The 12,497-nt window shown below is 44.2% G+C and carries 10 protein-coding genes; 7 read left to right on the forward strand and 3 right to left on the reverse strand.

All coding sequences use genetic code 11. The annotated features are described in order from the left end of the window. Positions 1-175: 175 nt before the first annotated feature. The 7 genes from nhaC (at position 176) to ribB (ending at position 9,086) form a co-directional block, all read left to right on the forward strand. Complete coding sequence (gene nhaC / locus J1N09_RS12225) at positions 176-1,669, forward strand: Na+/H+ antiporter NhaC (RefSeq protein ID WP_265200520.1); 1,494 nt, start codon at positions 176-178, stop codon at positions 1,667-1,669. An 89-nt stretch (positions 1,670-1,758) separates the two neighbouring features. Then, on the forward strand, positions 1,759-2,256 hold the full coding sequence (gene tpx, locus J1N09_RS12230) for a thiol peroxidase (protein WP_265200521.1): 498 nt from the start codon (positions 1,759-1,761) through the stop codon (positions 2,254-2,256). Between the two features lies 1 nt (position 2,257). After that, positions 2,258-2,617: a diacylglycerol kinase gene (locus J1N09_RS12235; protein WP_265200522.1), complete on the forward strand. Its 360-nt coding sequence runs from the start codon at positions 2,258-2,260 to the stop codon at positions 2,615-2,617. 199 nt (positions 2,618-2,816) lie between these two features. Beyond that, positions 2,817-5,219, forward strand: coding sequence for an FtsK/SpoIIIE family DNA translocase (locus J1N09_RS12240; RefSeq protein WP_265200523.1), 2,403 nt, complete (start codon positions 2,817-2,819; stop codon positions 5,217-5,219). Beyond that, positions 5,219-5,860: a LolA family protein gene (locus J1N09_RS12245; RefSeq protein ID WP_265200557.1), complete on the forward strand. Its 642-nt coding sequence runs from the start codon at positions 5,219-5,221 to the stop codon at positions 5,858-5,860. The genes J1N09_RS12240 and J1N09_RS12245 overlap by 1 nt, the downstream gene beginning before the upstream one ends. A gap of 75 nt (positions 5,861-5,935) precedes the next feature. Beyond that, positions 5,936-7,855: an LptF/LptG family permease gene (locus J1N09_RS12250; protein ID WP_414826850.1), complete on the forward strand. Its 1,920-nt coding sequence runs from the start codon at positions 5,936-5,938 to the stop codon at positions 7,853-7,855. An 82-nt stretch (positions 7,856-7,937) separates the two neighbouring features. Beyond that, complete coding sequence (gene ribB / locus J1N09_RS12255; RefSeq protein WP_265200524.1) at positions 7,938-9,086, forward strand: 3,4-dihydroxy-2-butanone-4-phosphate synthase; 1,149 nt, start codon at positions 7,938-7,940, stop codon at positions 9,084-9,086. Here the strand turns inward: ribB and J1N09_RS12260 are convergent. From J1N09_RS12260 to J1N09_RS12270, 3 genes are all read right to left on the reverse strand, one after another. Beyond that, entirely contained in the window at positions 9,083-10,273 is a 1,191-nt protein-coding gene (locus J1N09_RS12260; RefSeq protein ID WP_265200525.1) for a DegT/DnrJ/EryC1/StrS family aminotransferase, read from the reverse strand. The two genes, ribB and J1N09_RS12260, sit on opposite strands and share 4 nt — an antisense overlap. 52 nt (positions 10,274-10,325) lie before the next feature. Then, positions 10,326-10,961 (reverse strand): NAD(P)H-dependent oxidoreductase, encoded by a 636-nt coding sequence (locus J1N09_RS12265; protein ID WP_265200526.1) that lies wholly within the window; start codon positions 10,959-10,961, stop codon positions 10,326-10,328. Positions 10,962-11,089: 128 nt separating this feature from the next. Continuing rightward, on the reverse strand, positions 11,090-12,496 hold the full coding sequence (locus tag J1N09_RS12270; protein ID WP_265200527.1) for a sodium:solute symporter family protein: 1,407 nt from the start codon (positions 12,494-12,496) through the stop codon (positions 11,090-11,092). Position 12,497: the final 1 nt, after the last annotated feature.

Below are 12,497 nucleotides of genomic sequence, written 5' to 3' on the forward strand. Positions count from 1 at the left end.
TTTGATCTGTTCGATTTATACTTCGGAACAGCAACAATGTTTTCTATTTAACATACTGAAATTAAATGCTAACACTAATTCGAGTATGGATTGAATGTTTGCATTCGGATTTCTTTGGTCATTTGCATAGCCAAATTCAAAATCGTAACATTACAAGGCAAAAATCAAAAGCTGCATGGAGGACAAAGACAATATTTCAGAATATAAGATCCAGGACCAAAAAATTGTTGAAAATATTGAGCTTAACATATGGGAAGCCTTAATTCCCGTAGTCGCATTGGTCGGAATGCTATTCTACAATGTTTATGTCTTTGGAGATGATGCCTTAAGCGGAAGTAACCAATTCATCCTGCTTATGGGAGCGGCCGTAGCTGCCATCGTAGGCACCTTCAATAAAGTAGGCTATAAACGAATGGTGGAAGAGGTTGCCGAAAATGTGAAGTCGACCACCGGTGCCCTTCTCATCCTTCTCATGGTGGGTGCCCTGGCAGGTACATGGCTTGTAAGCGGTATAATACCTACCATGATCTATTACGGACTTCAAATTTTAAATCCTACCATTTTCCTCGCTTCCTGTGTGATCATTTGCGCTATTATTTCGATTGCCACCGGTAGTAGCTGGACCACATCGGCAACCGTAGGTATTGCGCTTATCGGCATTGCAGAAGCTTTGGGTATCTCCCTGGGTATGACGGCCGGTGCCGTGCTTTCGGGTGCGTATTTTGGAGATAAGATGTCACCTCTTAGTGACACTACCAACCTCGCCCCGGCCATGGCAGGAACGGATCTGTTTACCCACATAAAATACATGTCCTATACCACGGTCCCTACCATTTTGATCACACTTATTGTATTTATCATAATAGGTTTCGGACTAGATCCGGAAGGGGCTGCGGACACAGCCTCTATCTTAGCATCGATAGACTCCGCCTTCAATATTAACCCATGGCTTTTCGTAGTACCTGTCCTGGTGATCGTGATGATCATTAAAAAAACACCGCCACTTATCGCCTTACTCGCTGGTACTCTTTTGGGCGCCATTGCGGCCTTGATATTTCAACCGAACATAGTAACCACTCTTGGTGGAGGAACTTCTCTGGATTTCGTAACGGGATACAAGGGAGTTTTAAATGCAATTACTATAGATTCGGCCATCCCAACGGATAACGAAGCCCTGAACGACCTGTTCTCTTCGGGGGGAATGGCGGGGATGTTGGGTACTATCTGGCTAATCGTTTGCGCCATGGTGTTTGGTGGAGTAATGGACGCTATTGGAGCACTCGCGCGCATCAGCAGGGCGCTTCTGTCTCTATTCCACACAACCTTCGGATTATTCGCAAGTACTGTTTTCAGCTGTCTTGCGCTCAACGTAACCGCTTCAGATCAATACCTGGCCATTGTGGTACCCGGAAAAATGTACAGTAAGGCCTTTGCCGATAAAGGCCTGGCACCGGAAAACCTTTCGAGAACCCTTGAGGATGCAGGAACGGTTACTTCGGTACTGATCCCATGGAACACTTGCGGGGCTTATCAGAGCGGGGTTTTAGGAGTACCTGTACTGGATTATTTCGCTTTTGCGATATTCAACTGGTTAAGCCCATTCACAACCCTGGTCTATGCAGCCTTCAGAATTAAGATCCGGGAATTGACGACATCAGCTTCAGCATAAATAAATAGAATATACTTGTTAACAATGCGTAAAAAGCAGTGTTTCTTCCCCAAAGCTTTGCTAATTTTGCAGTTCTAAAAAAGGAAACTATGGCAAAAATAACTTTAGGTGGAAATCCCGCCGAAACAATGGGTGAACTACCCGCCGTTGGGTCTAAAGCACCCGATTTCAAATTGACTGCAACCGACATGAGCACTAAAACCATGAACGATTTTGCGGGTCATACACTGTTGCTGAATATCTTCCCTAGCGTGAATACCGGCATTTGTGCCGCTTCCGTGAGAAAGTTCAACGAAGACGCTGCCAAAGCAGACAATGTAAAGGTACTTTGCATCTCCAAAGACCTTCCTTTCGCGCAACAACAGTTCTGCGCAGCTGAAGGAATTGAAGATGTAGTTATGCTATCCGATTTCAAAACCGGGCAGTTCGGAAAGGATTACCAGGTAACGGTAGTTGGAAGTGCTTTTGAGGGGCTGCATTCGAGAGCGGTGGTCGTTGTAGATCCTAACGGTATGGTTACCTATACCGAACAAGTTCCTGAAATTGGTCAGGAGCCCGATTATGAAGCCGCTTTAAGCGTACTATAAAATGTGGAATACATATCTGGGAAAACGCCTTCTCGGCTTTAAATACGCTACCAAAGGAGCCTGGATGTTGCTTAAAAACGAAGCCAGCATCCAGGTTCAGGCGGTAGTAGCCGTTGGAGTCACTATCGCCGGATTCTATTTCAACATTTCTTCTACGGAATGGATCGCCCAGACCCTGGCCATAGGATTGGTAATGAGTATAGAAGGGCTGAATACAGCCGCCGAGGAAATTGCCAATTTCGTCCATCCCGACTTCCATGATAAGATAGGTTACATCAAAGATGTGGCCGCGGGCGCTGTTTTCTTTGCAGCAATTGCCGCCCTGGTCATCGCCTGCATAATCTATATCCCGAAATTTTAAAAATCTCCGATTCGTTGGTTTAAAAAATATAGAGTTACTGGTAGATTTTTCTTACGTGTTAGAAAAAATGGGATTCAATGGGAAAAGAACGATCAATCACTTATTACTTATAATTTACTGAGCTAGTATATTCTTCAGGAGAAAAAATTTTAATTAGTTTGGGACGTTGTATATTTGCTGAACGACAACCCAAAGCTTCATGGCGAAGAGAAGAACTTCCAAAACCAAAAAAAAGAAAACCTCACGCAAAAAAGTATCCTTTGCCCTCTCCAAGCAGCAGAAGATTTTGCTGGGGAGTTTTTTGTTTTTCCTGGGCCTCGCGCTATTATTTTCATTCATTTCCTACTTCTTTTCGTGGCAGGCAGACCAAAGTGCCGTTGGTGTGCTGAATGAACGGGAATTGCAAGCAGAGAACTGGCTGAATAAATTTGGAAATAACGTAGCCCATTTCTTTGTCTACAACGGTTTTGGGATCGCTGCCTTTATCATCGGTTTCCTGGTAACACTTACAGGTGTCTATTTCTTTTTCGATTACGCCAAAAAACAGCTACTCCGATTCTGGTTCTGGGGTCTGCTGGTTATGCTCTGGCTCTCAGTTTTCTTCGGATTCTTCGACAAGACCCGAAACCTCTTCAGCGGTGTGATGGGATACGAGATCAATGATTTCCTTCAGGATTATCTCGGACTTATCGGGTCCATTCTCCTTATGGCTTTCCTGGCGATCGTTTACCTGGTTATCCGACTTAAAATGACTCCTGAAAAAGTGGGAGACGCTTTAAAAAGGACTAAGGCAGATATCGCCTCAGATTTCGCCAATGAGACCGATTCCGAAGGACAAGAAGTTGAACAAACCGATTATGAAAAGGCGGTAGTTGAAGAAGTGATCAATACTTCTCCGGAATCAACCATTCAATTGGAAACTGTTGCCGAAGAAGAAGTTATTGAAGAACCCTATCTGAAAACTTCAACCGAAGATAAGCCTCAAACCAAACCTGAAGTGGAAGTTGCCATGGAGGTTGAAGAAGCAGTTGAAGAGGAAACAATGGAGGAAAACCTAAGCAAGAAACTGGTGGAGGATTTTGGGGAGTTCGATCCTACCCTGGAGCTGAGCAATTACAAATACCCAACCATCGAATTACTCAAAGACTACACGGGTGGAAAAGGTATCACCATCAACCAGGAAGAACTGGAAGAGAACAAAAACAGGATCGTCAATACACTTAGTAACTATAAGATCGGCATCGCCAACATAAAAGCCACGGTGGGACCTACAGTTACGCTATACGAGATCGTACCGGAAGCGGGTGTTCGAATATCAAAAATAAAAAACCTCGAGGACGATATCGCCCTTTCACTATCTGCATTAGGTATTCGTATCATTGCCCCCATACCGGGACGAGGTACCATTGGAATCGAAGTTCCGAATAAAAAACCACGCATCGTATCCATGCGCTCCGTGATCGCTTCGCCGAAATTCCAGAACGCCGAAATGGAACTTCCCCTATCCCTGGGTAAGACCATCAGTAACGAAACTTTTGTGGTAGATCTGGCGAAAATGCCTCACTTGCTTATGGCAGGGGCTACAGGACAGGGTAAGTCGGTTGGACTCAACGCCATCCTCACTTCCCTACTCTACAAAAAACACCCGGCCGAAGTAAAATTCGTGCTGGTCGATCCGAAAAAAGTAGAGCTTACGCTCTTCAACAAGATCGAACGACATTATCTCGCCAAGCTCCCCGACTCGGAAGAAGCTATCATCACAGACACTCACAAGGTGATCAACACCCTGAACTCTTTATGTATCGAAATGGACGAGCGATACGATCTGCTTAAAGATGCCCTGTGCCGAAACTTAAAAGAGTACAACGTCAAGTTCAAGCAGCGCAAGCTCAATCCTAACGACGGACATCGTTTCCTTCCCTATATTGTATTGGTGATCGATGAATTTGCCGACCTCATTATGACGGCCGGAAAGGAAGTAGAAACCCCTATCGCCCGACTGGCGCAATTGGCACGTGCCATTGGTATCCACCTTATCATTGCTACCCAAAGGCCTTCTGTAAATGTAATCACAGGATTGATCAAGGCGAATTTCCCCGCCAGGGTCGCTTTCAGGGTAACGAGTAAGATCGATTCGCGAACTATACTGGATAGCGCCGGTGCAGATCAGCTCATCGGACGAGGAGACATGCTGTACACACAAGGAAATGATCTTACACGTTTGCAGTGTGCCTTTGTAGATACACCGGAAGTAGCTGATATTGTAGACTACATTGGATCCCAGAAGGCGTATGCAAGTGCTCATATGTTACCTGAGTACGTTGGTGAAGAGGGTGGCACAAATCTTGATATTGATATAGAAGAACGGGACAAGTTATTCCGTGAAGCTGCCGAAGTTTTGGTCATCGCACAGCAGGGATCTGCATCCTTGTTACAACGAAAACTAAAATTAGGCTATAACCGTGCCGGCCGAATTATCGATCAGTTAGAAGCTGCTGGCATCGTTGGTCCTTTTGAAGGAAGCAAAGCACGGCAGGTACTTGTACCAACCATAGACGCATTGAATCAATTACTCGATAACGAAAGTAACGAACCTATATGATGAAAAAGCTGGCTTTAATATTTGTAATGGCACTTGGCGTATACACAGTGCAGGCGCAGAGCGCGAAAAGTTTGCTGAACGAAGTTTCTTCCAAGGTGAAGAGCTATAACAATATCTCGATCGACTTCAAGTATAACTTGAACAATACAAAAGAGAATGTGAACCAGGATACTCGAGGAGATGTGATCCTCCAGGGTGATAGGTACTTGTTGAATATGATGGGAACCACCCGCATGTTTGATGGCAAGACTATTTATTCAATAATTCCGGAAGACGAAGAAGTCACTATTTCTTCCTATGATGCCGGGGATGATAAAGAGATCACACCTTCAAAAATGCTCACCTTTTACGAAAAGGGATATACCTACAAAATGGATATCACGCAAAATGTGAAAGGGCGAAAGGTCCAGTATGTGCGACTCATCCCTATCGACAGCCGTGCGGAGATCAAGGATATACTTTTGGGGATCGACGTTCAGACTAAGCATATATACAAACTGATCCAGACGGATTCGAATGGCACCAAGTACACCATCACTGTTAATTCTTTTAAAACCAATCAGCCGTTATCCAAAACTCTTTTTACCTTTGATGAGGCTAAGTACAAAAGGGACGGCTACTACATCAATAAGTTGGACTAACAACGATTGAAAATACTGGATCGCTACATATTGATCTCCTTTTTGAAGACGTTTTTTAGCGTCTTCATTATTTTAATGTTCATTTTCGTTCTACAGACCATTTGGCTGTACATTTCAGAACTGGCAGGGAAAGACCTTGATGTATGGGTGGTTCTGAAATTTCTCTGGTATGTCTCACCAAGACTTATACCCCTGGTACTTCCTCTAACCATCCTGGTTGCATCCTTGATGGTTTTCGGGAACCTTTCTGAAAAATACGAGTTCGCAGCCATGAAATCCACAGGGATCTCATTGCAGCGAGCCATGCGAAGCCTCACCATATTCATCCTACTATTGGCTGTAACCGCTTTTTTCTTCGCCAACAATGTAATTCCCTATTCTGAATACAAATGGCAGAACCTGCGAAGAAACATCGCACAGGTTAGCCCGTCCATGGTGATCGCCGAAGGACAGTTTAGTCAGATAGGTGATGACTACAGCATCAAGGTAGCCGAAAAAAGTGGAGACCGGGATCAATACCTGAAAGACATCATCATTCACAAGAAAACCCCATCACGTCCCAATGGGAATTATACTGTAATGATCGCCGATAACGGAGAACTTGCGAGCTCTTTGAACAGCAACACGCTTTCACTTATTCTGAATGATGGCTACTACTACGAGGAGATCCAATCCAAGGATCCCAAGAAACAGCGTACAGAACCTTTTGTGAAGAGTTATTTCGAACAGTTTACCATCAATATCGACCTCACCGAATTCAACAACACCGACGTTGACAAAGAGAACGAACTGAGCAATCACAATATGTACAAGATGAGCGAACTCTTTGTGGAGATCGACTCCTTGTCGGTAAGTTATACAGAAGACGTAAGTACTTTTGCCGATAATATGTACTACCGGAGTGGTATTTCGAATTTCAGTGATGAAAAGGTACGCCAGGTTGAAGGCTCAGATACCCTGGATAAGATCATTGATGCTTATCAGCCACAGCTTCAGATCAATATTGTGAACATGGCGCTGAACAATGTTCGAGGAACAATCCAGTCTACTCGGTCTAAAAAGATCGAGTTCCAGATCAAGACCAAACGACTCAACAAGCACGAGATCGCCTTGCATGAAAAATACGTTTTAGCTTTTGCCTGTATCATTCTATTTTTTGTGGGAGCACCCCTTGGAGCAATTATTCGCAAAGGAGGAATGGGGCTGCCCATGGTAGTGGCAATCCTTTTGTTCCTGACCTATCACTTTATTGGAATATTCGCTAAGAATAGTGCGGAAGATGGAACTATGCATCCCTTTATCGCTTCGTGGTTAAGTACTGCTATTATGCTGCCTCTGGGTGTCTGGCTCACATACAGGGCCACGACAGACCAGGGAATTTTCGACATCGACTCCTTCCTTCAGCGATTCAGAAAATCTCCTGCGTCGGAAGCAGAGATCATTTACGAAAATCTCAACCAGGATATTAGCATTTCAGCAGAAGAAAAAGCACAGCTCGAAAAACTCTCGATAGACCAGCTTAAGGATTCAGTAAAGAACCACAAACAATACGGTTACTCTCATGACTACCGTATCGCAGCATTGAGGTGTTTAGATGCACAAGGCATTAGCCAGGAACATATGCACGTCGCCGGTGATCTTTTCAATAAAAAATATCAAATGGCCGAAAAACTGGTGAAGAAATTCAAAAAGCTTTCCACTTATACTTTCATCTTCTATGCTCTCGTTATAATACTACCAATCATCGTCGCAGTAGCCTTAGTGAATACGAAGGATGAAACTGCAACGGTTATTGTTTCAGGCGTGTCCCTTATCAGTCTGATCTTGTTCTATGTGCTTCTGTTTCGTACTCAAAACACCGTAACACAGCTATCAAAACTTACAAAAGATGAAACTGTATTTGCCGCTGCATGGCTCATAGGAATGCCTTTCTATATTTTCCTTTACTTCTATTACCGTAAGCATATACAACGCAGTATGAAGAACGTCTTTTAATAGCAGCATAAGAAAGTCTGATGCGATGTTCATCTTCAATTAATATGCCTTTCAGTATCTTTGTACCACAAAACGCTCAACAATGATCACTTCGGAAAAACCCGCCCACATTCAGCTCAATACCATAGAGGAAGCCATTGAAGATATCAAGAAGGGTAAGATAATTATCGTAGTGGATGATGAGAACCGAGAGAATGAAGGTGACTTTATCGCGGCGGCCGAAATGGTGACTCCCGAAATGATCAATTTCATGGCACGTCACGGTCGCGGACTCATTTGTGCCCCACTTACCGAAGAGCGCTGCAAGGAACTGGACCTTACCATGATGGTGGAAAACAATACAGTGTTGCACCACACTCAGTTTACGGTTTCTGTAGACCTTATCGGACATGGGTGTACAACGGGTATTTCCGTTCACGATCGGGCCAAAACCATGAAGGCCCTCGTTAGTGAAGACACCAAACCCAGTGACCTGGGTCGTCCGGGACATATTTTCCCACTACGTGCTAAAAAAGGCGGCGTACTGAGAAGAACCGGGCATACGGAAGCTGCTATTGACTTCGCACGACTGGCTGGTTTAAATCCGGCTGGAATTCTCGTAGAGATACTGAACGAAGATGGTACTATGGCGAGGTTACCTCAATTGGCCGAAGTTGCTAAGAAATTCGACCTGAAACTGGTTTCCATAGAAGATTTGGTCGCTTATAGGATGGAGCACGATTCCCTGATTGAAAAAATGGAGGATTTTGCCATTAATACCAAATTTGGAAGCTACCGTTTGCGAGCCTATAAACAAACCACCAACGATCAGGTGCATATCGCAGTTTCCAAAGGAGAGTGGCAAAAAGATGAGCCTGTTCTGGTTCGTGTGAATTCCACATTGGTTAACAACGATATACTGGGAACGCTTACCAATGATGCCGACAAGAAACTGGACGACATGTTCCGGGTGATCAATAAGGAAGGTAAAGGTGCCGTGGTGTTTATCAACCAGCAGGCACAATCCCTGAATTTACTGAATAGATTGTCTGAGCTCAAAGAACTCCAGACCGAAGATAGTGTAGCTAAAGCACCGGGTATCAAAATGGATAATCGGGACTTTGGTATAGGCGCACAAATCCTTCACGACCTCGGAATTTCCAAGATCAAGTTGATCTCCAATAGCGTACAGACCAAGCGTGTTGGAATGATCGGTTATGGATTGGAGATAATCGATTATGTAGAGTACTAGATGCTGGATAGTGCTTCCTTCATAGAAGCAGCTCTTTTCTGAACTTCCTCTTCACTCCACCCTACTTTCACAAGACAGGATATAGTGCGACTCATCCAGTGATCGCTTTGTGAGAAATCTGTAGTATTGAGATCCTGCATCTGCTCTTTTATTTCCGCAGGCAGACTTCCCATAGACTTCAATTCCCGCAGATGTTCCCAACCATTGATATAGTGCCAGTTATTGGTAAACCAGTAAAAACTTCCATCCACTCCGGCTTCCAGCAACGCTTTGTGTGCCTTTTGTGCGGTCTCACCATCGGGCAGGAAGAAATTAAGGAAGGAATAGTTCTCCACACCTGTTTCCGGTACTCTTCTGAAGGTAACTCCCTCAACGCCTGAGATGGCATTTCGCATGATGGTATAATGCTTCTTCTGAATATCCAGTATGGTATCGATCTTGCCTAATTGGGCCACGCCCACAGCCGCATTCAATTCCGAAATTCTGAAGTTGTATCCCAAATGTGGATGAGTTTCCGCCCCTCGATCGTTACCATCGTGATCATGGCCATGATCCTGGTACTGATCCGCATTTGTGATGTAATGTTCGAAGTTACTAATAACAGCTCCGCCTTCGCCACAGGTAATGGTCTTTACAAAGTCGAAAGAGAAACAGCCCAGGTCACCATAGCTTCCAAGGGGTTTTCCTTCGAAAGTCCCACCAATAGCCTGGCAGGCGTCTTCGAGAAGTAACAAATTATATTTTTCGCAGATATTTTTCAACGCTTTGAGATCGGCCATAGATCCACACATATGGACCGGCATTATGCAACGTGTTCGTGGCGTGATAGCAGCCTCAACTGCCGCTGGGTCGAGCGTTAGGGTATCGTCTATATCAACAAGCACAGGAACCGCGCCCAGCATCATGATCGATTCAAAACTAGCCACAAAGGTAAAGGTAGGCATGATCACCTCATCACCTGCTCCTATTCCCGCCGATGCGAGCGCAACTGTAAGTGCGGAAGTACCGCTGGAGACTAGCTGACAATGATTCACCTGCATGCGTTCGGCGAAGGCCTCTTCGAATTCTTTGGCCTTCCAGTGACCATTTCGCATGGCATCGAAGCCGTAGCGCATTAAGATTCCTGATTCTAGAACATCATTTACCTGTTTGCGCTCTTCGGCGCCAAAAACTTCAAATCCTGGCATAGTTGAATTGTTATCAATTTAAAGATGGATGGCAAAGGTAAGGGTTGCGCAGTTAAATTGAAATAACAACCTCTTCAACTCCTCTTCTCACCTTTTTCATCCCTGCGAACATGTCGTCTTCTGCACGATAGCCAACAGGCATTACCAATACCGACCGTAGTCCTTTTTCCTTTAGCTGAAGTAATTCATCGTATTTTTCAGGTTCGAAACCTTCCATGGGGCAGGCGTCTATGCCTTCCACCGCGCAAACCGTAAGCAGATTTCCCATCGCCAGGTAGGCTTGTTTGGTCATCCAGTTTCGGATCTCATCCTGATCTTTCTTGGAAAATGAATCAATAAGGAAATCCTCATAATCGTTAAGAATCTCTCTGTCCGTATTCCTGGTTGCCTCTACCCTGTTGAAGTGTGCCTTGATATATTCCGAAGAAATAGTAGACTCAATACAAAAAACCAGCAAATGGGAGGCATCCTTTACCTGTGCCTGGTTCATACTGGCCGGGACCAGTGTTTCCTTGATCTCCTGGTCACCTATTACAAGCATTTTAAGCGGTTGTAAACCGTAGGAAGTAGCTGTAAGGTTAAAGGCTTCCTTTAAGATATTCACTTGCGCCTCTGAAAGTTTTTTATTGGAGTCGAATTTCTTCGTGGCGTATCGCCATTGGAGTTTCTCTATAATTTTTGAATTCATCGTCTATATTCTTTAAGATGCAAAAATAAGTAGTTATGCATCTATTCATATGTTAACGGAATTGCAATTTCTTACTTTACAATAGCCATTCACTATTCAGGATTAGTTAATTCACTATGCAAAACTAATTACGCTTCTTCTGTAGTAGACTTTTCATCCTTCGGCTTATCGGGTCGTATTAAGCTTACAATAATAACAGCCAGACAACTCACAGGTGTTCCGATCAATGTAGGATCAATGGCCGTTTCAAAAAGATAACATACAAACCAGCAGACTCCTCCACATATAATAGCAGCCCATGCACCTGATAGGGATGTTCTTTTCCAAAATAGTCCGAAGGTCAATGGTGCAAATACACAAACCATTATAAGACTTAACGAAGCGATGACCAAGGCTACAATATCGGCATCGCTCATGGCGAAATAGCAGGAAACTCCGGCAACAAGTACTACGCTCATTCTAGTCCATAGTAGTAACCTTGCATCGGTTAAATGAGGAAAGTAGGGACGGATAAGATTTTCCCCTATAACCGTAGCTGGAGCAAGCATTGCCCCACTGGAGGTACTGAGGATGGCCGATATGAGCGCTCCGTAAAACAGAATTTGTATCGGCATACTTGAGATCTGGTCGACCATATAGGGAATGAGGTTCTGTCCATCACCTTCGGCAAGCAAATGTGGATAAAGGTGGTCTGCTCCTAACCCGAGTAGTAAGGGAATGATTGGTATCATTAGTAACAATAGTCCTGCAAAGAAAATACCTTGGACCGCAGATCGTGTCGATTTTGCCGAAAAAACTCTTTGATATATTTCCTGTACCGGAATGGCCCCAATTGTAAAGGCAGCAAATGCCGCCAGGTATTCATTCCAACTATCGAAGTCATTTTTGGGAAACGGAGAGAAAAAGGAATCCGGTTTGTTTTCGAATAATGGCGCAATTCCATCGGTCTTATCAAGCATGGTGAAGAGTAAGATTATGAGACCAACAATGATTATGATCCCCTGTAACATATCGGTATAAGACACCGCCCACATCCCACCTACGTAGGTATAAATGATAACAATGCCTGCGCCAAGGAGAATCCCATAATCTAAAGGAATTCCCAGGATCGACTGAAACAGATAGGCAAGGGCGACAAATTGTGCGGCGATCCAGTGAGGGTACGAGAACACCATTATAATAGAAACGACCATGTCCATTTTCTTACCAAAACGGATCTGGAAGAAATCACCTATGGTGACGATATTCATTTCGTAGAGCTTTTTAGCGTAAAAAGAGCCTACAACCACCAGACAGATAAAACTAGTAAGAGTGAGAGTTATAAAAGATGAAAAACCATCTTCAGCAATGTATCCGGGATTCCCCATGATAGAGCTGGATCCAAACCAGGTGGCAAATAGCGTGAAGCCTACGAGAAACGTACCTAATCCACGGCCTGCAAGTGTAAAGTCAGTAGATGTCTTTATACGGCGGGAAACCCAAAAACCAATAATTAGGGTAAGAGCGAGATAGCCCAGTATAAAAAATGCGAGCATA

The organism is Aureitalea sp. L0-47, assembly GCF_026126405.1.
In the GTDB taxonomy this organism is placed as follows: Bacteria; Bacteroidota; Bacteroidia; order Flavobacteriales; family Flavobacteriaceae; genus Pukyongia.

Coding starts and splice junctions, on each gene's coding strand:
- nhaC (WP_265200520.1), top strand. CDS start 176: ATGGAGGACAAAGACAATATTTCAGAATATAAGATCCAGGACCAAAAA.
- tpx (WP_265200521.1), top strand. CDS start 1,759: ATGGCAAAAATAACTTTAGGTGGAAATCCCGCCGAAACAATGGGTGAA.
- J1N09_RS12235 (WP_265200522.1), top strand. CDS start 2,258: ATGTGGAATACATATCTGGGAAAACGCCTTCTCGGCTTTAAATACGCT.
- J1N09_RS12240 (WP_265200523.1), top strand. CDS start 2,817: ATGGCGAAGAGAAGAACTTCCAAAACCAAAAAAAAGAAAACCTCACGC.
- J1N09_RS12245 (WP_265200557.1), top strand. CDS start 5,219: ATGAAAAAGCTGGCTTTAATATTTGTAATGGCACTTGGCGTATACACA.
- J1N09_RS12250 (WP_414826850.1), top strand. CDS start 5,936: ATGTTCATTTTCGTTCTACAGACCATTTGGCTGTACATTTCAGAACTG.
- ribB (WP_265200524.1), top strand. CDS start 7,938: ATGATCACTTCGGAAAAACCCGCCCACATTCAGCTCAATACCATAGAG.
- J1N09_RS12260 (WP_265200525.1), bottom strand. CDS start 10,273: ATGCCAGGATTTGAAGTTTTTGGCGCCGAAGAGCGCAAACAGGTAAAT.
- J1N09_RS12265 (WP_265200526.1), bottom strand. CDS start 10,961: ATGAATTCAAAAATTATAGAGAAACTCCAATGGCGATACGCCACGAAG.
- J1N09_RS12270 (WP_265200527.1), bottom strand. CDS start 12,496: ATGCTCGCATTTTTTATACTGGGCTATCTCGCTCTTACCCTAATTATT.